Source organism: Streptomyces sp. NPDC057682 (assembly GCF_042799575.1).
GTDB lineage: Bacteria > Actinomycetota > Actinomycetes > Streptomycetales > Streptomycetaceae > Streptomyces.
Genome location: NZ_JBHVIN010000023.1, coordinates 20810 through 40815 on the forward strand (window position 1 = coordinate 20810; position 20006 = coordinate 40815).

Consider the following 20006-nt stretch of genomic DNA (forward strand, 5'->3'; position numbering starts at 1 on the left):
GTAACCGATCCATGGGTATGTGACACAGAGGAGTGGCCACCCGTGCCCCATGAGGTAGATCCGTCGTTCCTGAACCTTCCGCTACGGGCCCTCGCGGACGCCGCGCTGGCCCGTGCCCGCGCGCTCGGGGCCACCCACGCCGACTTCCGGCTGGAGCGGGTGCGCAGTGCCACCTGGCGGCTGCGGGACGCGCGCCCGGCCGGGTCCTCGGACACCACCGACCTCGGATACGCGGTGCGGGTCGTGCACGGCGGGGCCTGGGGCTTCGCCTCCGGGGTCGATCTGACGATGGACGCCGCGGCCAAGGTGGCCTCGCAGGCCGTCGCCCTGGCGAAGCTGTCGGCGAAGGTGACCGCGGCGGCGGGCTCCGGCGAGGTGGTGGAGCTGGCCGACGAGCCGGTCCACGGCGAGCGGACCTGGATCTCCTCGTACGAGACCGACCCCTTCTCCGTCCCCGCCGAGGAGAAGGCGGGGCTCCTCGCCGAGTGGAGCGGCCGGCTCCTCGCGGCGGACGGCGTCGCGCACGTGGACGCCTCCCTGATGACCGTCCACGAGAACAAGTTCTACGCGGACACGGCGGGCACCGTCACCACGCAGCAGCGGGTCCGGATCCATCCGCAGTTCACCGCGGTCGCGGTGGACGCGGCGACCGGCGAGTTCGACTCGATGCGCACCATCGCCCCGCCGGCCGGGCGCGGCTGGGAGTACCTGACCGGGACCGGCTGGGACTGGGACGCGGAATTGGAGTCCGTCCCGGGCCTGCTCGCCGAGAAGATGCGGGCCCCGAGCGTCGAGGCCGGGCGGTACGACCTGGTCGTCGACCCGTCGAACCTCTGGCTGACCATCCACGAGTCGATCGGCCACGCCACGGAGCTGGACCGGGCGCTCGGCTACGAGGCGGCCTACGCCGGGACCTCCTTCGCCACCTTCGACCAACTGGGCAAGCTGGCGTACGGCTCGCCCGTGATGAACGTGACCGGCGACCGCACGGTGGAGCACGGGCTCGCGACGATCGGCTACGACGACGAGGGCGTCGAGGCGCAGTCCTGGGACCTGGTGAAGGACGGCACGCTGGTCGGCTACCAGCTGGACCGCCGGATGGCCCGGCTCACCGGCCTCGGCCGCTCCAACGGCTGCGCCTTCGCGGACTCGCCCGGCCGTGTCCCCGTCCAGCGCATGGCCAATGTGTCGCTGCGGCCGGATCCCGGCGGGCTCTCCACGGAGGATCTGATCGGCGGGGTGGAGCGCGGGATCTATGTCGTCGGGGACCGGTCGTGGTCCATCGACATGCAGCGGTACAACTTCCAGTTCACCGGGCAGCGCTTCTTCCGCATCGAGAACGGCCGGCTGGCCGGTCAGCTGCGCGATGTCGCCTACCAGGCGACCACCACGGACTTCTGGGGCTCGATGGAGAAGGTGGGCGGCCCCCAGACCTACGTGCTGGGCGGCGCCTTCAACTGCGGCAAGGCCCAGCCCGGCCAGGTCGCGGCCGTCTCCCACGGCTGCCCCTCCGCCCTCTTCCGGGGCGTGAACATCCTCAATACGACGCAGGAGGCCGGGCGATGAGCCGCGTGAGCAAGCCGCACGAGATCGTCGAGCGCGCGCTCGGCCTGTCCACCGCCGACGGCTGTGTGGTCATCGCCGACGAGGAGTCGTCGGCCAATCTGCGCTGGGCCGGGAACGCGCTCACCACGAACGGGGTGACACGGGGCCGGACCGTGACCGTGATCGCCACGGTCGACGGCGGCGAGGGGGCCGCCTCCGGCGTGGTGTCGCGGGCCGCGGTCACCGCCGACGACCTGGAGCCGCTGGTCCGGGCCGCCGAGGCCGCCGCGCGGGCGGCCGGTCCGGCGGAGGACGCCCAGCCGCTGGTCACCGGGGTGCCGCAGTCGCCCGACTTCACCGACGCGCCGGCCGAGACGGACTCGGACGTCTTCGCGGCGTTCGCCCCGGCCCTCGGCGAGGCCTTCGCGCGGGCCCGGTCCGGCGGCCGTGAGCTGTACGGCTTCGCGAACCACGAGATGACGTCGAGCTACCTGGGCACGTCCACGGGGCTGCGGCTGCGCCACGACCAGCCGAACGGGACGCTGGAGGTGAACGCCAAGTCGCCGGACCGCACGCGCTCGGCCTGGGCGGGGCACTCGACCCGGGACTTCAAGGACGTCGACCCGGTGGAGACGGACGCCGCGCTGGCCCGCCGGCTGGCCTGGGCGGAGCGCCGCATCGAGCTGCCCGCCGGGCGCTACGAGACGCTGCTGCCGCCGACGGCCGTGGCGGACCTGCTGGTCTACCAGCTGTGGTCGGCGACCGCGCGGGACGCCGCGGAGGGCCGGACGGTGTTCTCCAAGCCCGGGGGCGGCACCCGGCTGGGCGAGACCCTGTCGCCGCTGCCGCTGACCCTGTACAGCGATCCGCACGCGCCGGGCCTGGAGTCCGCCCCGTTCGTCCTGGCGCACAGCTCCGGGGACGGCGCCTCCGTCTTCGACAACGGGCTGCCGCTCGGCCGGACCGACTGGATCGGCGGCGGCCGGCTGGAGCGGCTGACGACGACCCGGCACACGGCGGGCCTGACCGGGCTGCCGGTCGCCCCGGCGATCGACAACCTGCTGCTGGAGGGCGGCGGTGACCGCTCGCTGGAGGAGATGGTCGCGGCGACGACCGGCCGGGCCCTGCTGCTGACCAGCCTCTGGTACATCCGGGAGGTCGATCCGGCGACGCTGCTGCTGACCGGGCTGACCCGCGACGGGGTGTACCTGGTGGAGGACGGCGAGGTCGTCGGCGAGGTGAACAACTTCCGGTTCAACGAGTCGCCGGTGGACCTGCTGTCCCGGGCCACCGAGGCCGGGCGCACCGAGCGGACGCTGCCGCGCGAGTGGGGCGACTGGTTCACCCGGGCGGCGATGCCGGCGATGCGCGTCCCGGACTTCAACATGAGCTCGGTCAGTCCGGGGGTCTGACCGGCCTAGACTGACTGACACATCGCACTTGACCGGTCTCTTAAGGAGCATGGAACCGTGACGGACATCGTCGACGAGCTGAAGTGGCGCGGGCTGTTCGCCCAGTCCACCGACGAGGACGCATTGCGCAAGGCGCTCGCGGACGGTCCCGTCACCTTCTATTGCGGTTACGACCCGACGGCGGCCAGTCTCCACGTGGGCCATCTGGTGCAGGTGCTCACCATGCGCCGGCTCCAGCGCGCGGGGCTGAAGCCGCTCGCCCTGGTGGGCGGGGCCACCGGCCAGATCGGTGACCCGCGCCCCACCGCCGAGCGCACGCTGAACGACCCGGAGACGATCGCGGCCTGGGTGGCGCGGCTGCGCTCCCAGATCGAGCCGTTCCTGTCCTTCGAGGGCGAGAACGCGGCGGTCATGGTGAACAACCTGGACTGGACCGCGGGCCTGTCCGCGATCGAGTTCCTCCGGGACATCGGCAAGCACTTCCGGGTCAACAAGATGCTGACCAAGGAGTCCATCGCCCGGCGGCTGGAGTCCGACGAGGGCATCAGCTACACCGAGTTCAGCTACCAGCTGCTCCAGAGCATGGACTTCCTGGAGCTGTACCGGCGCCACGGCTGCACCCTCCAGCAGGGCGGCAGCGACCAGTGGGGCAACCTCACCGCGGGTCTCGACCTGATCCACCGGCTGGAGCCGGGCGCCGAGGTGCACGCGCTGGCGACGCCGCTGATGACGAAGGCGGACGGCACCAAGTTCGGCAAGTCGGAGAGCGGCGCGGTCTGGCTCGACCCGGAGATGACCACGCCGTACGCGTTCTACCAGTTCTGGCTGAACGTGGACGACCGCGACGTCTCGCGCTACATGCGCATCCTCAGCTTCCGCTCCCCGGCGGAGCTGGAGGAGATGGAGAAGGTCACCGAGGAGCGTCCGCAGGCCCGGACCGCGCAGCGGGCGCTGGCCGAGGAGCTGACGACGCTGGTGCACGGCGCGGACCAGTGCGCCGCCGTCGTCGCCGCGTCGAAGGCGCTGTTCGGCCAGGGCGAGCTGGCGGAGCTGGACGAGGCGACGCTGAGCGCCGCGCTGTCCGAGGTTCCGCACGCCCGGGTCACGGAGCTGGGCCCGCTGGTCGACCTGCTGGTGGAGGTCGGTCTGGCCCCGAGCAAGTCGGGTGCCCGCCGCACGGTCAAGGAGGGCGGTGCCTACGTGAACAACGTGAAGGCCGTCGACGGCGAGGCGGCGCCCTCCCGCGAGGAGCTGCTGCACGGGCGCTGGCTGGTGCTGCGCCGGGGCAAGAAGAACCTCGCGGCGGTCGAGGTCACGGCAGGCTGAGCCGTACCGGACCGGCCCTGGAGGACAGACAGCGGCGGCCGGACACGCATCGCGCGTGTCCGGCCGCCGCTGTGCGTGCTCCGCCCCGGGTCAGGCCTTGCGGCGGCTGCCCCGGTAGGTGGTCCAGAGCATGTCGCCGACGCCGACCACCACGACGGCCCCGATCAGCTGGAGCACATGGCGGGTCCAGTCGATGCCGCGGGTGTCGTTGACCCCGATCCAGGTGGCGACGGAGTTGCCGAGCACACTGCCGATGATGCCGAAGATGGTCGTCAGCCAGAGGGGGATCTCCTGCTTGCCCGGCAGGATCGCCTTGGCGATCAGACCGAGCACGAACCCCACGATGATTGCCCACAGCCAGCCCATGCCGCCTCCTCGTACGACGCGGTGTCGCACATGCCCGCCCAGTTTCGGCCCTGGGGCGGTACGCCGCATGTCGGACGGGTCCGTACGCGCGACGGGGCGGCGCAATGCACGCATACGGCGCGCCCCGCCATCGAAGCGGCCGGAGCGCGGGCGTACCGTGTTTCCGGTCCGTCGTGGACCCGGGGAAGGTGGGTGGAGCGGTGTCGCGGAAGCGGAGCGGTGAGGTCTTCCGGATCACGGGGGCCCGGCAGGGGCTCGCGGACGACGTGCGCGGCCGGCAGCGGCGCTATGTGATCTCGATGTCCGTGCGCACGGTGTCGGTGGTCGCGGCGGCGACCCTGTGGAACGTGGAACGCGTGGTCGCGATGGTGGCGCTCGCGCTGGGGGTGCTGCTCCCCTACGTCGCCGTCGTCATCGCCAACGCGGGCCGGGAGACGAGTCCGGCGCTGCCCTCGACGTTCGTACCGGCTCCGGTGCGGCCCGCGCTGGACCCGGCTCCGGTGGCCGGTCCGGCGGAGCCGTCCGACGGGTCCGGGCGGGCCGCGCCCGGGGCGTGAGCCGCCCTTCCCGCCGCTGATTCCGGCCGGTCATCCGGATTCCGGACTCCCGGTCCGCAGGGAGGACGGAGGGGGCGCGGTGCGCGCGGAAGCTCAAGAAAAGCTCAGATCAATCATGAAGTTCCAGTGCACCGCACCGGGGTGTGCGTGACATACTTCGAGAGCGCTCCGCATCCCCCGTCGGAGCGACGGACCGACGCCGGGCAGCTCCCCCCGTGGCTGCCCGGCGTCGCCATTTCTCCGGCGGGGATGCCGCGGAGCAGGGCGTACGGGGCAGGCTCTAGGGTTGAGGGTGTGAACTCCCCTGACACCGCCTCCGCGGCCGAGAACGCGCTCGCGGCCCCCGTCTGTTCGGCCAAGGGCTGCCGCGCCGATGCCGTGTGGGTGCTCGCGTGGAACAACCCGAAGCTGCACACCCCGGAGCGCCGCAAGACCTGGCTGGCCTGTGAGGAGCACCGGGAGCACCTGTCGTCGTTCCTCGGGGTGCGGGGCTTCCTCAAGGACGTGGTGACGTTGGCGGAGTGGGAAGCGCCTTCCTCCTAGGACCCCTTCGCCCGGGGCCGGTCAGCCGCCGATCGCGGACATGGGGCGGTCGGGCTGGAGGAACGAGGGGTCGTCGAGGCCTGATCCGGCCTTCTTGCCCCACATCGCCCGCTGCCAGATCGCGGCGATCTCCTCGTCGGGTGCGCCGGAGCGCAGCGCGCCGCGCAGATCGGTCTCCTCGCGGGCGAAGAGGCAGGTGCGGACCTGTCCGTCGGCGGTGAGCCGGGTGCGGTCGCAGGCCCGGCAGAAGGGCCGGGTGACGGAGGCGATGACGCCGACCCGGTGGGGGCCGCCGTCGACGAGCCAGCGCTCGGCGGGGGCGGAGCCCCGGGTGGTCTCGCCCTCGGGGGTGAGGGCGAAGCGGGTGCGCAGCGAGGCGAGGATGTCGCCCGCGGTGATCATGCCGTCGCGCTTCCAGCCGTGCTGGGCGTCGAGGGGCATCTGCTCGATGAAGCGCAGTTCGTAGTCGTGCGCGACGGCCCAGGCCAGCAGGTCGGGGGCCTCGTCCTCGTTGAGGCCGGGCATCAGGACGCTGTTGACCTTGACGGGGGTGAGTCCGGCGTCGCGGGCGGCTTCGAGTCCGGCCAGGACGTCGTGGTGGCGGTTGCGGCGGGTGAGCGTCTTGAAGACCTCGGGGCGCAGGGTGTCGAGCGAGACGTTGACCCGGTCGAGGCCGGCGTCCCGGAGTGCGGCGGCGGTCCGCTCCAGGCCGATGCCGTTGGTGGTGAGGGAGAGCTGGGGGCGGGGTTCCAGGGCGGCGCACTCCTGGACGATGCCGACGAGTCCGGGGCGCAGCAGCGGTTCGCCGCCGGTGAAGCGGACCTCGGTGATGCCGAGGCGGGTGACGGCGAGCCGGACGAGCCGGACGATCTCCTCGTCGGTGAGGAGGTCGGGCTTGGCCAGCCACTGGAGGCCTTCCTCCGGCATGCAGTAGGTGCAGCGGAGGTTGCAGCGGTCGGTGAGCGAGACGCGCAGGTCGGTGGCGACCCGGTCGTAGGTGTCGATGAGCATGGTGGGCCCCGTCCCCCGGCGGTTCCTCCGGTCGCGGAATCTGTCGCTGTCGAGCCTACGCGAGGACGGGGTCGCGGGCGGGGCCCGTTTGGCACGGGAGCGGTGCGGCCGCGTCGTAGGACTCTACGACGCGGCCGCGGATGCGGGGCTCCCGCCCCGGTGGGATGCCTCAGTGGGCACCGATGCCGGTGAGGGACTTGACCTCCAGTTCGGCGTACTTGCCCTTGTCCGGCTCCTCCTTGGAGAGGAGGGAGCCGACCCAGCCGAGCAGGAAGCCGAGCGGGATGGAGATGAGGCCGGGGTTCTCCAGCGGGAACCAGGCGAAGTCGACGCCCTTGAACATCGAGGTCTTCTCGTTGCCGGAGACGACCGGCGAGAACAGCACCAGGAGGACGGAGGAGGCCAGCCCGCCGTAGATCGACCACAGCGCGCCCTGGGTGGTGAAGCGCTTCCAGAAGAGGCTGTAGAGGATGGTGGGCAGGTTGGCGGAGGCGGCGACGGCGAAGGCCAGGGCGACCAGGCCGGCGACGTTCATGTCGCGGGCGAAGACGCCCAGGACGATGGCGGCGGCGCCGATGAAGACGGTGGACCAGCGGGCGGCCTTCATCTCCTCCTTCTCGGTGGCCTCTCCCTTGCGGATGACGTTGGCGTAGATGTCGTGGGCGAACGACGACGAGGAGGCCAGGGTCAGTCCGGCGACGACCGCGAGGATGGTGGCGAAGGCGACGGCGGAGATGACGGCGAGGAGCACGGCGCCGCCGGTGGAGCCGACCCCGCCGAGGTATTCGGCGAGCTGCGGGGCGGCGGCGTTGCCCGCCGGGTTCTTCGCCTTGATCTCGTCCGGGCCGATGAGGGCGGCGGCGCCGAAGCCCAGGGCGATCGTCATCAGGTAGAAGGCGCCGATGATGCCGATGGCCCAGTTGACGGACTTACGGGCGGCCTTGGCGGTCGGCACCGTGTAGAAGCGGATCAGGATGTGCGGCAGGCCCGCGGTGCCGAGCACCAGGGCGATGCCGAGGGAGAGGAAGTCGAGCTTGGAGGTGCCGGTCGCGCCGTACTTGAGGCCGGGCTCCAGGAACGCGGAGCCGTGGCCGCTCTTCTCGGCGGCGGTGCCCAGCAGGTCGGAGACGTTGAAGTCGAACTTCCACAGCACCATGAGGGTCATCAGGATGGCGCCCGCGATGAGCAGGACGGCCTTGACCATCTGCACCCAGGTGGTGCCCTTCATGCCGCCGATGGTGACGTAGACGATCATCAGTACGCCGACCAGCGCAACGATGAGGATCTTTCCGGTGTCGCTGGTGATGCCGAGGAGCAGCGAGACGAGGACGCCCGCGCCCGCCATCTGGGCCAGCAGGTAGAAGATGGAGACGATGATGGTGGAGACGCCCGCGGCGGTGCGGACCGGGCGCTGGCGCATCCGGTAGGCGAGGACGTCGCCCATGGTGTAGCGGCCGGAGTTGCGCAGCGGCTCGGCGACCAGGAGCAGGGCGACCAGCCAGGCGACGAGGAAGCCGATGGAGTAGAGGAAGCCGTCGTAGCCGAAGAGCGCGATGGCTCCGGCGATGCCGAGGAACGAGGCGGCGGACATGTAGTCGCCGGAGACCGCGAGGCCGTTCTGGAAGGCGGTGAACTGGCGGCCGCCCGCGTAGAAGTCGCTGGCGCTCCTGGTCTGGCGGCCGGCCCAGACGGTGATCCCGAGGGTGGCGGCGACGAAGACCGCGAAAAGGGTGATGATCAGCGGCCGGTGCTCGCTGGTGGACGAGGCGGCCAGCGTCACGGCGGTGTGGGAGTGGTACGCGGCGCTCATGCGTCGGCCTCCATACGGGACTTGATGGCCTCGGCCTTGGGGTCGAGCTTCGCGTTGGCGTGCCGCGAGTAGAACCAGGCGATGAGGAAGGTGGTCAGGAACTGGGCGAGGCCGAAGACGAAGGCCACGTTGATGTTGCTGAAGACCTTGGTGCCCATGAAGCCGCCCGCGTAGTTCGAGAGCAGCACGTACAGCAGGTACCAGAGGACGAAGGCGACGGTGAGCGGGAAGGCGAACGAGCGGTAGGAGCGGCGGAGTTCGCCGAATTCCGCGCTTTCCTGCTCCGCGATGAACGCCTCGGTCGTGGGCTGGGCGGGGCCGGTCGCCGTTCCGCCCTCGGGCGGCGGTGCATCGGTAGCCACGGAATCTCCTCGCGACGCGGGTGCGGTGGTGGGGACGGTCGATTTCACTGGGGACCTCGATGTCGGGGAGGGATGGTGCGCCTCCCCAGACAACGGCACGCGGCGCGTGCCGAAGCGGTTCACCCGGGATCGCCACTTCTCCGGATCACCCCTTCGGGCGCTCCGGCGGGAACGGGTTCGGACGAACCCGTTGATCAGCGGGGATGATCGCCGGTAGCTTCACTGGTCATGTACGCGACCGGGCACACGACGTGTCCGGCCCACGGCACGGATGAAGTGGAGACCCCATGGCTCATCTGGGAAGCAGACGGACGCGCGCACTGACGCTGCCCGTCGGACTGGCCCTGACCGCATCGCTCGGCTTCCTGCCGACGAGCATCGCCTCCGCCGCGCCGGCGGACGGTTCGCCCTCGGCGACCGCGTCGGCGGACGGCCCGAAGCTGTCGTACGTGATCAACACCCGGGCCAATCGCGGCCAGGTGAAGCAGGTCGTCAAGGCGGTCGAGCGGGCCGGCGGCACGGTGGTGATCGCCTACGACCGCATCGGGGTCATCGTCGCCCATTCCCAGAACCCGGAGTTCGCCCGGACGATCCGGAAGGTCAAGGGCGTCGATTCCGCGGGGGCCACCCGCACCAACCCGATCGTGCCGCAGGCCACCAAGGACATCGGGGTGGAGCAGCCGCTGACGGCGGCGCAGGAGCGGGCCGCGGCGGCCGAGGCGGCCGACGGCCAGGACCCGCTGGAGCCCCTGCAGTGGGACCTGTCGGCCATCAAGGCGGACGAGGCGCACAAGAAGACGCTGGGCAGTTCGAAGGTGACCGTCGCGGTCATCGACACGGGGGTCGACGACACCCATCCGGACCTGGCGCCGAACTTCGACCGTTCGGCCTCGGCGAACTGCGTCTCGGGCGCTCCGGACACCACGGAGGGCTCCTGGCGGCCCGCTGCGGGCGAGAGCGACCACGGGACGCATGTCGCCGGGACCATCGCCGCCGCGAAGAACGGGGTCGGGGTCACGGGTGTGGCGCCGGGTGTGAAGGTCGCCGGGATCAAGGTGGCGAACCCGTCCGGGTTCTTCTACACCGAGTCCGTCGTCTGCGGTTTCGTCTGGGCGGCCGAGCACGGGGTGGACGTCACCAACAACAGCTATTACACCGACCCGTGGATGTACAACTGCAAGAACGACCCGGACCAGGCGGCGCTCGTCGAGGCCGTCACCCGGGCCTCGCGGTACGCGGAGAGCCGGGGCACGGTCAACGTCGCGGCGGCGGGCAACTCCGCCGAGGACCTGGCGGCCGACACCATCGAGGACTCGACCAGCCCGAACGACACCGAGACGGTCGACCGCACCATCGACCCGAAGCAGTGCCTCGACATCCCGACGATGCTGCCGGGCGTGGTGACGGTCTCGGCGACCGGTGCCAAGGGGCTGAAGGCCTCGTACTCGAACTACGGCAACGGCGTCATCGACGTCGCGGCGCCGGGCGGCGACTCGACGGTCTACCAGACGCCCGCCCCGCCGGCCACCAGCGGTCTGATCCTGTCGACGCTGCCGGGCGGCAAGTTCGGCTACAAGGCCGGTACGTCGATGGCCTCGCCGCATGTCGCGGGGGTCGTGGCGCTGATCAAGTCGAAGCACCCGTACGCCTCGGCCGCCGCGGTGAAGGCTCTGCTGGTCGCGGAGGCCGACGCCACCGCGTGCGGTGAGCCGTACGACATCGACGGCGACGGCACCATCGACGCGGTCTGCGAGGGCGGCAAGAGGTACAACGGCTTCTACGGGGCCGGTGTGGTCAACGCGCTGAACGCGGTGCGCTGGTAGTCACCCGTTCGCGGTCCGGGGGCCGGCGCCCGGCGCCGGTGCCCCGGACCGCTCGTCTCACGGCTTGATGAGGACCTTCAGGGCGGTGCGCCCGTCCATCGCCTTGTAGCCGTCGGGCACCTCGTCGAGCCCGACGGTCATGTCGAAGACCGGCGAGGGGTCGATGGTGCCGGAGAGCACGTCCGGGAGCAGTTCCGGGATGTACGTGCGGACGGGGGCGACGCCGCCGCGCAGGGCGATGTTCCGGTCGAACATGATGCCGAGGTCCAGTCCGGTGCCGCTGCCGTGCGGCACGCCGACGTAGCCGACGGCCCCGCCGTCCCGGGCGATGCCGACGGCGGTGCGCATCGACTGCTCGGTGCCGACGGCCTCGATCACCGCGTGGGCGCCCTCGCCGCCGAGCAGCTCGCGCACGGCGGCGACGGCGGCCTCGCCGCGTTCGGCGACGACGTCGGTGGCACCGAAGGCGCGGGCGATGTCGGTCCGGGCCTCGTGGCGGCCGAGCGCGACGATCCGCTCGGCGCCGAGCCGCTTGGCGGCCATGACGCCGCACAGCCCGACGGCCCCGTCCCCGACGACGGCGACGGTGGAGCCGGGCTTCACCCCGGCGCCGACGGCGGCGTGGTGCCCGGTGCCGAGGACGTCGGACAGGGCCAGGAGCGCGGTGAGCAGCCGGTCGTCGGAGGCCGCGGCGGCGGGCAGCTTGACCAGGGTGCCGTCGGCGAAGGGGACCCTGACGGCCTCGCCCTGCCCGCCGTCGGAGCCCACCGAGCCCCAGAAGCCGCCCTGCGGGCAGGAGGTCGTCAGTCCCTCGGCGCAGTAGGCGCAGCTGCCGTCGGACCAGACGAAGGGGGCGACGACGAGGTCACCGGCCGTGAAGCCGTTGACCTCGGAGCCGGTCTCCTCGACGATCCCGAGGAACTCGTGGCCGATGCGCTGGCCCGGCTGCCGGGCGGACTCGCCCCGGTAGGCCCACAGGTCGCTGCCGCAGATACAGGCGCGCAGAACCCGCAGGACCACGTCGGTGGGCTGCTGGATGACCGGGTCGGGCACCTCCCGCACCCGGATGTCGTGGGGGGCCTGGATGACGGTGGCGCGCATGCGTGGGGGTCCTTGCCGGTCTCAGATGGTGGTACTCCGTTCACGGTACGCCCCGCGCGCCGGCACGGCGTCCCGCGCCCCCGGGCCGAGGATCCCCAGGGTGAGCAGGAGCTGGGCCGCCACGTAGGTGAGCATGACCCAGAAGGCGGGTGCGGGCGGCTCGGGGCGGTCGGCGATCCCGGTGGCGATCAGGGCGTCGGAGAGCAGGAAGAGCCCGCCGCCCACCGCCGCGTACCGGCCGTACACGCCGGAGCGGTAGGCGACGGAGGTCAGAAGCAGGCTGTACGCGGCCATCGGGATCCGCAGCCCGGCCGGGAGCCCGCCCCAGAGCAGGGCGAGGAACCCGGCCAGCACGGCCGCGTAGACGAGCGCGGGCAGCAGCGGGCCCCGCGCCCGGCCGAAGAGGACCAGGTAGCAGACGTGACCGGCGGCGAAGGCGCCCATGCCGACGAGGAAGGCCGGATCGGCGTCCACCAGCAGGAACACGTCGCCGGCCCAGCCGCAGAGCAGTGCCGCGATCAGCAGCCGGGGCCCGCGCCGCGCGAAGGCGTATCCGGCGAGCAGCGGCATCAGCAGCGGTTTGGCGACGAGGTGGAGGACGTCGACGCCGGCGAGGACCCCGACGAGGTCGGCGGCGCAGGCGACGAGGAAGGCGGCGAGCAGCGGGCGCGCCCAGCGCTCCCGGCGGCCGGGGGGCGGGGTGGCGGTGCTCATGGGGCGTGCTCCGGGGCGGGGACGGCGGACGCGGCCGCGGCGGGCGAGGGGGCGGGCTGCCAGCCGGGGCCGCGGAAGATCCGTCCGGCCCGTTCGCCCCAGCTGCCGGCCGCCCGGACGTCGCGGGCGATGGCGGCGTACTCGTGGGTGGCGACGCGCAGCGGGTTGTAGGTGTCGATGTTCTTGGTGAGCCCGAACACGGGCCGTTCCCGCTCCGCGGCGAAGGAGCCGAACCAGCGGTCCCACACGATCAGGATGCCGCCGAAGTTCCGGTCGAGGTAGCCGCCCTGGGAGGCGTGGTGCACCCGGTGGTGGGAGGGCGTGTTCAGGACGTACTCGAAGGGCCGGGGCAGCTTGTCGATGCGCTCGGTGTGCACCCAGAACTGGTAGACGAGGTTGGCCGACGAGCAGAAGGCGAGCGCCGCCGGGTGGACGCCGCAGGCGATCATCGGGAGGTAGAACGGCCAGGAGGTCAGCGAGGTCCAGGGCTGGCGCAGCGCGGTGGAGAGGTTGAACTTCCGGCTGGAGTGGTGGACCACGTGGCAGGCCCAGAGGATCCGGACGACGTGGTGCCCCCGGTGCGACCAGTAGTAGAAGAAGTCCTGGGCCAGCAGCATCAGCAGGACCGTCCACCACAGCACGGGCACGCGCAGCGGCGTCAGCTCGTACACGGCGGTGTAGACCGCCACGACGGGCACTTTCCACATCAGGTCGAAGCCCAGGCTCCCCAGGCCCATGGTGATGCTGGTGGCGGCGTCCTTCGCCTCGTAACCGGCGGCCTCCTCGTCGGGGTGGAAGTGGTGGAGCGCCATTTCCACGAGCGTGAGCAGGACGAAGGCCGGTATGGACCAGAGCACTACATCGGGCAGGTTCGTCGGCATGACTGCACGGTAGAGCCGCTGGTCGGCCGGGACCAGACGTTGTTACCAACAAGTATGCGAGACAGGGTGTCAGCGGTCTTTGGCACCTTCCGACAGGCCGGGGCGTCGTACGATCCGTTGACGGTCCAGAACGGGGGAGGAACTGCGGTGCAGGGTCTGGAAGTTGCGCTCGTCCGGCTGGCCACGACGGTGCTGGGCACGGTGGCCAGGTCGCTGCTCGCACCGAAGCCGGGGGCCGGTCTGGTCCCGGATCCCGTCCGCCCGCTCCCCCGCCCGGCGAAACCGGACCGGCTGGCGAAGGTGCTCGGCGGCCGGCTGGAGGAGGCGTACGCCGAGCTGCCGGAGCACGAACGGCTGGCCGCCGTCGCCGCCGTACAGGACACGTTCGCGGCGGCGGGCGAGCTGACCCCGGAGCGGCTGTTCGCCAGCGGCCTGGACCCGGAGGCGCTGGCCGCCGGCTTCCCGCCGCCCGAGGCCGCCGGACTCTCGCGGCGGGCGGCGGAGCTGTACGCGGAGCTGCTGGTCCGGTGCTGCGCGCATGTCGTGGAGCAGCTGACCGCCGAACCGTCGTTCGCGGCGCGGGCGGCGGTGGAGCAGACCCGGACGGCGGGCCGGACCCGGGCGCTGGTGGAGGACGTACGGGACCGGCTCGGCCCGCGCCCGGACGCGGCGGCGCTGGAGTTCGAGGAGCGGTACGCGGACTTCGTGGCGCGGGCGCACGGCCGGGTCGAGCTGTTCGGGCTGACGCTGGGGAGGTCGGCGGGCGACTGGCCGCTGGAGACGGCCTATCTGAGCCTGTCGGTCAGCTCGCACGACAGCGCCCCCGAGTGGTGGGAGCAGTCGGCTCCGGAGCGGACGACCGTCCGGGCCGAGCAGGCCCTGGCCGGGTCGGAACGGCTGCTGCTGCGGGGGCCGGCCGGTTCGGGCAAAAGCACGCTGGTCCAGTGGCTGGCGGTGAACGCGGCCCGGCAGTCCTTCGGTCCCGAACTGGCGGACTGGAACCGCTGCGTCCCCTTCGTCCTGCGGCTGCGCGCCTTCACCTCCGACGGGGCGCCGCCCGGCCCGGAGGACTTCCTGCGCGCGACGGGCGTCCCGCTGCACGGCGCGGCGCCCGCCGGCTGGGCGGACCGGGTGCTCAGCCAAGGGCGCGGCCTGGTGCTGGTGGACGGCGTCGACGAGGTCCCGGCCCGGCTGCGGCAGCGGACCGAGCGCTGGCTGAAGGACCTGATCACCGCCTACCCCCGCTCCCGTTACGTGGTGACGACCCGGCCGTCCGCCGTGCCGGAGAGCTGGCTGTCCGGCTCCGGATTCCGGGCGCACTCGCTGCTGGCGATGAACGACAAGGACATCCTCTCCTTCCTCGCGCACTGGCACGGCGCCGCCCGGTCGGAGTGCGCCTCGGACGAGGAGCGCGCCCGGCTCGACACGTACGAGGAGGCGCTGCGCCGCGCCGTCACCACCCGCCGGGACCTGGGCCGGCTGGCGACGAACCCGCTGATGTGCGCCCTGCTCTGCGCGCTGAACCGCGACCGCCGCATGCAGCTGCCCCGGGCCCGCAAGGAGCTGTACGACGCCGCGCTCGACATGCTCCTGGTCCGCCGCGACACCGAGCGCGACATCGTCGGCGTCGAGGGCGTCGACCTGACCCGCGAGGAGCAGACGGCCCTGCTCCAGCGGCTCGCGTACTGGCTGATCCGCAACGGCCAGGCGGAGGCCGACCGCGACGAGGCCCTGGAGATGGTCACGGAGTGGCTGTCGGCCATGTCCCAGGTCCGCGAGAGCCCCCAGGAGGTCTTCTCGCACCTCCTCATCCGCAGCGGTCTCCTGCGCGAACCCGCCCCCGGTTCCGTCGGGTTCGTGCACCGCACCTTCCAGGACTACCTGGGCTCGAAGGCGGCCGTGGAGGCCCGCGACTTCGGCGTGCTCGTCAAGCACGCCCACGACGACCAGTGGCACGACGTCGTCCAGATGGCCGTGGGCCACGCCCGCCGCGACGAACGCGACCGGCTCCTGCGGCAGCTCCTCAAGCGCGCCGACCGCACCCCCACCTACCGCAACCGGCTCGTCCTCCTCGCCGCCGCGAGCGTCGAACAGGCCCCGGAGCTGGACGCGGAGGTCCGGGCGGAGGTCCGGCGGCGCACGGAGGAGCTGCTGCCGCCGCGCAGCCGCGAGGAGGCGGAGGAACTGGCCGGCGTCGGCGAACTGGTGCTGGAACTGCTGCCGGGGCCGGAGGACGTCGCGGGCGAGTCCGAGGCGGGCTATGTGGTGATGACGGCGGGGCTGGTGGGGGGCGCCGCCGCCTACGAGGTGATCCGGAGGTACCGGGGGGACGAACGCTCCTGGGTGGGCTCGCAGTTGTGCCACGCGTGGTGCGCGTTCGACACGGACGCCTACGCCCGTGACGTGCTCGCGGGGAGGACCTGGGACCGGTCGTACGTCTCCGCGGAGAGCCCCGAACAGGTGGAGGCCCTGCGGTACGTGCCCGGGGCGCGCGCGATCCGCCTCCAGGGCGACCATGCCGATCTGTCCTGGCTGCCCGGCCGCCGGGAGGTGCGGCGGTTCTTCACCTTCGACAACGGGACGCTCACCGACGTCTCCCCGCTCGCCTCCGCGCGCTCGCTCACGGAGGTGGGGCTCAGTCTGTGCCCCGGGGTCCGTGATGTGAGCCCCCTGCACGGCCTCCCGCTGACCTGGCTCTCCCTGAACCGGCTCCATCCGGGACTGCCGCAGGAGCAGCTGGCGCCGTTCACCGAACTGCGCGAGATGGTCCTCGGGCACCGCTTCCCCGTCGCGTCCCTCGGTGAGCTGCCGCTCAGCCGCGCTCTCGACCTGCTCTACGTGATCGGTCCGGCCGGGGAGATGAGCCTGGAGGGGATCGAGGAGTGGACGGGGCTGGAGGAGTTCCGGGTCGAGACCACCTCGCAGCTGCGGTACGTGTGCAGGAACGAGTCACTCCCCCGCCTCCGCCGGCTCTCCCTCGACGGGCTCGACACCCTGGACCTCTCCTGGCTCGGCGCGCTGCCCACGGTGCGCGAGCTGCGCCTCTACAACTGCCCGGCGTCCGGCGGTCTGGCCGCCCTGAAGGATCTGCCCGCGCTCACGGAGCTGACCCTCTACAGCCGTTCGGAGGCCCCCCAGGACCTGACGCCCCTGGCCGGCCTCGACCACCTCACCCTCACCATCGGCCGCGACACCCGGACCGTCGGGGACGAGCTCTTCCCGCCCGAACGCCTCACCCGCCTGCACTGAGCGCCGGTCGCCTCCTACACCCCCGCCGCCCCCAGCAACTCCCCCGCCGCGTACGTCACCGCCATCGCCACCGCTCCCCCGCCCATGTTCCGCAGCACCGCCGGGCCGGCCTTGGCCTCGCCGAGGCGGGCGCTCCACCAGCCGGTGAGGGCGAGGGCGGCGAGGACGGAGAGGACGGTGATCAGGAGGCGCAGGGAGGAGGGCGGGAGGACGATCGCCAGGAGGGGGAGCAGGGCGCCCACCGTGAAGGCGAGGAAGCTGGCGCCGGCGGCGTGCCAGGGGTTGGTGAGGTCGTCGGGGTCGATGCCGAGTTCGACCTCGGCGTGGGCGCGCAGCGCGTCGCGCTCGGTGAGCTGGAGGGCGGCCTCGCGGGCCACGTCGTGGCTGAGGCCCTTGCCCTGGAGCAGACCGGTGAGTTCGGCGAGTTCCGCCTCGGGGGTCTCCTGGAGTTCCCGTTTCTCCGTCGCGAGGGCGGCCTTCTCCGAATCGCGCTGGGTGGAGACGGAGACGTACTCCCCCGCCGCCATGGACATGGAACCGGCCAGCAGCCCGGCGAGCCCGGCGGTCAGCAGGGCTCCCCGGTCGCCGGTGGCCCCGGCGACGCCGACGACGAGGCCGGCGGTGGAGACGACACCGTCGTTGGCCCCGAGAACGGCGGCGCGCAGCCAGTTCAGGCGTACGCCCAGCTCGTTGCCGTGCGGTTCGTCGTGGTCGCGGGTCTGAGTCACCCGGGGATGGTCTCACCCACCCCGGTCACCAGACACGCACCGACCCACCCGGAGCGAAGGCGGGGCTGGTCGCGCCGGCCGGGATCTCCTTCAGGGGCTGGGCGATCTCCTCGACGGTGGGGCCGACGCGGGCGGCGATCCGGTCGAGGGCGGTGAGGTCGAAGCCGTAGACGCGGGCGGCGTTGCCGCCGGTCATGGCGGCGATCTCCTCGGGCGGGAGTCCGGCGTAGGCGATCCGCAGGGCCTCGCGGGTGTGGGGGGCGGTGCCCTCGTCGTGGGGGTAGTCGCTGCCCCACATGATCTTGTCGAGGCCGATGCGGTCGCGCAGCGGGACCTCGTGGGGGCGCATGAAGCTGGCGCCGACGAAGCAGTGCTCGCGCCAGACCTCGCTGGGGCGGGCGCCCATGGAACCGGCGAGGCCCGCACCGAACTTCGCTTCGGCGGTGGCCGTTCGGGAGGCGGCCGCGACGAGGCGTCCGTGGTAGTAGTCCAGCATCTCGACGACGCCGGGGATCCAGCCGGAGCCCTGTTCGGTGAGGACGAGCCTGAGCCCGGGGTGGCGGCGGAACGCCCCGCCGAAGACCAGGTGCCACAGGGCGCGGTGGGAGAACCAGGTGGTCTCCACCATGAAGACGGCGCGGGCCGCCGGTTCGTCGCCGAGCGGCGGGGAGGCGGAGCCGCCGTGGTGGTTGACGGGGACGTCCAGTTCCGCGCAGGCCGCCCAGATGGGGTCGTAGACCGGGGAGTGCAGTTCGGGCAGGCCGGAGCCGGGCGGGGCGCCGGGGAGCAGGATGCCTCCGGTGAGGCCGGCCTTCCGGGTGCGGCGGATCTCGCGGGCCGCCTCCGCCGGGTCGTTGAGGAGGATCTGGGCGACTCCGGCCCGGCGGCCGGGCGCGTCCGCGCAGAAGTCGGCGAGCCAGCGGTTGTGGGCGCGCAGTCCGGCCCAGCGCTGTGCGTACTCCTGCCGGGTGGGGGCGGGGGCCATCAGCGAGGCGGAGGGGAAGAAGGGCGGGATGGTGTTGGGGAAGACGACCTCGGCGACGATGCCGTCGGCCTCCAGTTCGGCGAGGCGGCGGGCGGAGTTCCAGTTGCGGTCGGCCGTGTCGGCGACCAGGTCCTCGTACGGGTTGACGTAGGTGGCGGCCCAGGCGTCGAAGTCGTCGTGGTACGCGGACTCCAGGTAGGACCGGTAGTCGAGGAGGTCGGCGCCGGCGTGGCAGTCGGCGGAGATGACGGTGTACCGGGCGGTCATGACGCCCCCAGGACGGGGAAGTCGTGGCCGGTCAGCCAGTGCCGGCCGGTCTCGCGGGAGCGGGCCCAGGAGGCCTCGACGGCGCTCTGGTCGGGGCTCTGGCCGAGGTCGGCGGGGGTGGGGCCGATCCGGGCGGCCAGCGGGGCGAGCCGGTCGGTGTCGAAGCCGAAGACCTCGGCGGCGGCCAGGCCCAGCATCTGCCGGGTCTCGGCGACGGGGATGTCGTGGAAGGTGTCGCGCAGCCAGGTCGCGGTGTGCGGCCAGGTGCCCTCGGGGTGCGGGAAGTCGCTGCCCCAGAGGATGTTGCGGACGCCGATCTCGTAGCGCTGGGCGAGTTCGCGGCGTTTGGTGTTGGTGGCGCAGACGAACACCTGGCGGTCCAGGTACTCGTGGGGCGGTCGCTTCAGTTCGGCGAACGGGGAGAGCTTCTTGCCGCCGTGGGCGCCGAGGTAGAGGCGGTCCATGAACCACAGGAGGTTCGGCAGCCACCAGCAGCCGGACTCGGCGACGCCGAACCTCAGCCCGGGGTGGCGTTCGAAGGCCCCGGACCAGAGGAGGAACCAGAGGGGGCGGGAGGGCCACCAGGTGACCTCGGAGACGTAGATGCCGAGGTGGTCGCCGTACTCGTGGCGGGGCGCGGCGCCGGAATGGGTGACGACGGGCATGCCGGTCTCGGCGGCGGCCGCCCAGACGGGGTCGTAACGGCGGTCGTGGTAGGGGGCCTTGTCCACCCACATGGAGGGGATCATCAGGGCGCCGAGGCCGGACTCCTTGGCGCGGTGGATCTCGGCGACGACCCGGTCCACCTCGCCGGTGACGGGCAGCAGGGCGACCCCGCAGTGGCGCTCGGGGTGCGCGGAGACGAACTCGGCGAGCCAGCGGTTGTGGGCCTGCGCGCCGGCCATGCCCAGCTCGGGGTCCTGGTCGCCGGAGAGGCCGAGACCGACGCCGAAGGGGGCGGCGGTGCGGCTGTCGACGGCGTCCGCGTCGGGGAAGACGACCTCGGCGGCCACCCCGTCGGCGTCGAGTTCCTTGATCCGCCGGGCGCTGTCCCAGCCGCCCCTGAGCCCTTCCTCGTTGTCCCGGAACCACTTCTCGGCGAAGGCCTCGTTGCGTACGCCGAGCCGGGTCATCTCCTCGCGGCGGCGGTCGCGGCCGGCCAGGAAGTCGTCGAAGGCGCGGTGGAAGCGGCGGTCGAGGTAGGGCCGGTACTCCTCGGTGGGCAGTCCGGCGTGGCAGTCGGAGGAGATGATCAGGTACGGGTCGTCGTCGCTCATCGCACGCTCCTCGGTCGGTCGGTGGGTCGGTCGGCCGGGCCCGGTCCGG

At 72.4% G+C, this 20006-nt stretch carries 17 protein-coding genes; 7 read left to right on the plus strand and 10 right to left on the minus strand.

What is annotated here, in order from left to right:
• Positions 1-42 precede the first annotated feature (42 nt).
• The 3 genes from ACFVDM_RS33320 to tyrS are packed head-to-tail and all read left to right on the plus strand — an operon-like array spanning position 43 to position 4283.
• On the plus strand, positions 43-1566 hold the full coding sequence (locus ACFVDM_RS33320; protein WP_383649265.1) for a TldD/PmbA family protein: 1524 nt from the start codon (positions 43-45) through the stop codon (positions 1564-1566).
• Positions 1563-2957, plus strand: a complete 1395-nt coding sequence (locus ACFVDM_RS33325) for a metallopeptidase TldD-related protein (protein ID WP_383649268.1) — start codon at positions 1563-1565, stop codon at positions 2955-2957. The genes ACFVDM_RS33320 and ACFVDM_RS33325 overlap by 4 nt, the downstream gene beginning before the upstream one ends.
• A gap of 57 nt (positions 2958-3014) precedes the next feature.
• Positions 3015-4283 carry a tyrosine--tRNA ligase gene (gene tyrS / locus ACFVDM_RS33330; protein ID WP_383649271.1) on the plus strand — a complete coding sequence of 423 codons (1269 nt, stop codon included), beginning with the start codon at positions 3015-3017 and terminating at the stop codon, positions 4281-4283.
• 90 nt (positions 4284-4373) lie between these two features.
• Here the strand turns inward: tyrS and ACFVDM_RS33335 are convergent, their stop codons facing one another.
• On the minus strand, positions 4374-4649 hold the full coding sequence (locus ACFVDM_RS33335; RefSeq protein ID WP_383649274.1) for a GlsB/YeaQ/YmgE family stress response membrane protein: 276 nt from the start codon (positions 4647-4649) through the stop codon (positions 4374-4376).
• 200 nt (positions 4650-4849) lie between these two features.
• On the opposite strand from ACFVDM_RS33335, the gene ACFVDM_RS33340 reads away from it, so the two are divergent.
• Both ACFVDM_RS33340 and ACFVDM_RS33345 read left to right on the plus strand, forming a co-directional pair.
• A complete protein-coding gene (locus ACFVDM_RS33340) occupies positions 4850-5206 on the plus strand; it encodes a DUF3099 domain-containing protein (RefSeq protein ID WP_383649277.1) in 357 nt (118 codons plus the stop codon).
• Positions 5207-5500: 294 nt separating this feature from the next.
• Complete coding sequence (locus ACFVDM_RS33345; protein WP_383649279.1) at positions 5501-5749, plus strand: hypothetical protein; 249 nt, start codon at positions 5501-5503, stop codon at positions 5747-5749.
• Positions 5750-5770: 21 nt separating this feature from the next.
• Here the strand turns inward: ACFVDM_RS33345 and moaA are convergent, their stop codons facing one another.
• From moaA to ACFVDM_RS33360, 3 genes are all read right to left on the minus strand, one after another.
• Positions 5771-6760 (minus strand): GTP 3',8-cyclase MoaA, encoded by a 990-nt coding sequence (moaA, locus tag ACFVDM_RS33350; RefSeq protein WP_383649282.1) that lies wholly within the window; start codon positions 6758-6760, stop codon positions 5771-5773.
• Between the two features lie 169 nt (positions 6761-6929).
• The gene (locus tag ACFVDM_RS33355; RefSeq protein WP_383649284.1) at positions 6930-8570 is read right to left on the minus strand and encodes a cation acetate symporter; all 1641 of its coding nucleotides are present in this window, start codon (positions 8568-8570) and stop codon (positions 6930-6932) included.
• Positions 8567-8932, minus strand: coding sequence for a DUF485 domain-containing protein (locus ACFVDM_RS33360; RefSeq protein WP_383649287.1), 366 nt, complete (start codon positions 8930-8932; stop codon positions 8567-8569). Before ACFVDM_RS33360 ends, ACFVDM_RS33355 begins: the two co-directional genes overlap by 4 nt.
• A gap of 287 nt (positions 8933-9219) precedes the next feature.
• On the opposite strand from ACFVDM_RS33360, the gene ACFVDM_RS33365 reads away from it, so the two are divergent.
• Positions 9220-10755: a S8 family serine peptidase gene (locus tag ACFVDM_RS33365; protein ID WP_383649290.1), complete on the plus strand. Its 1536-nt coding sequence runs from the start codon at positions 9220-9222 to the stop codon at positions 10753-10755.
• A gap of 57 nt (positions 10756-10812) precedes the next feature.
• Here the strand turns inward: ACFVDM_RS33365 and ACFVDM_RS33370 are convergent, their stop codons facing one another.
• From ACFVDM_RS33370 to ACFVDM_RS33380, 3 genes are read right to left on the minus strand one after another with little or no spacing between them, the layout of a single operon-like run.
• Positions 10813-11856 (minus strand): zinc-dependent alcohol dehydrogenase family protein, encoded by a 1044-nt coding sequence (locus ACFVDM_RS33370; RefSeq protein ID WP_383649293.1) that lies wholly within the window; start codon positions 11854-11856, stop codon positions 10813-10815.
• Positions 11857-11877: 21 nt separating this feature from the next.
• Positions 11878-12570 (minus strand): lysoplasmalogenase, encoded by a 693-nt coding sequence (locus ACFVDM_RS33375; RefSeq protein WP_383649295.1) that lies wholly within the window; start codon positions 12568-12570, stop codon positions 11878-11880.
• Positions 12567-13451, minus strand: coding sequence for a sterol desaturase family protein (locus tag ACFVDM_RS33380; RefSeq protein ID WP_383649298.1), 885 nt, complete (start codon positions 13449-13451; stop codon positions 12567-12569). Before ACFVDM_RS33380 ends, ACFVDM_RS33375 begins: the two co-directional genes overlap by 4 nt.
• Before the next feature lie 147 nt (positions 13452-13598).
• On the opposite strand from ACFVDM_RS33380, the gene ACFVDM_RS33385 reads away from it, so the two are divergent.
• Positions 13599-16700: an NACHT domain-containing protein gene (locus ACFVDM_RS33385; protein WP_383649300.1), complete on the plus strand. Its 3102-nt coding sequence runs from the start codon at positions 13599-13601 to the stop codon at positions 16698-16700.
• Positions 16701-16714: 14 nt separating this feature from the next.
• Here the strand turns inward: ACFVDM_RS33385 and ACFVDM_RS33390 are convergent, their stop codons facing one another.
• The 3 genes from ACFVDM_RS33390 to ACFVDM_RS33400 are packed head-to-tail and all read right to left on the minus strand — an operon-like array spanning position 16715 to position 19957.
• Positions 16715-17428 (minus strand): VIT family protein, encoded by a 714-nt coding sequence (locus ACFVDM_RS33390; RefSeq protein ID WP_383649303.1) that lies wholly within the window; start codon positions 17426-17428, stop codon positions 16715-16717.
• A gap of 25 nt (positions 17429-17453) precedes the next feature.
• Positions 17454-18680: an amidohydrolase family protein gene (locus tag ACFVDM_RS33395; RefSeq protein WP_383649307.1), complete on the minus strand. Its 1227-nt coding sequence runs from the start codon at positions 18678-18680 to the stop codon at positions 17454-17456.
• The gene (locus ACFVDM_RS33400; RefSeq protein WP_383649310.1) at positions 18677-19957 is read right to left on the minus strand and encodes an amidohydrolase family protein; all 1281 of its coding nucleotides are present in this window, start codon (positions 19955-19957) and stop codon (positions 18677-18679) included. Before ACFVDM_RS33400 ends, ACFVDM_RS33395 begins: the two co-directional genes overlap by 4 nt.
• Positions 19958-20006: the final 49 nt, after the last annotated feature.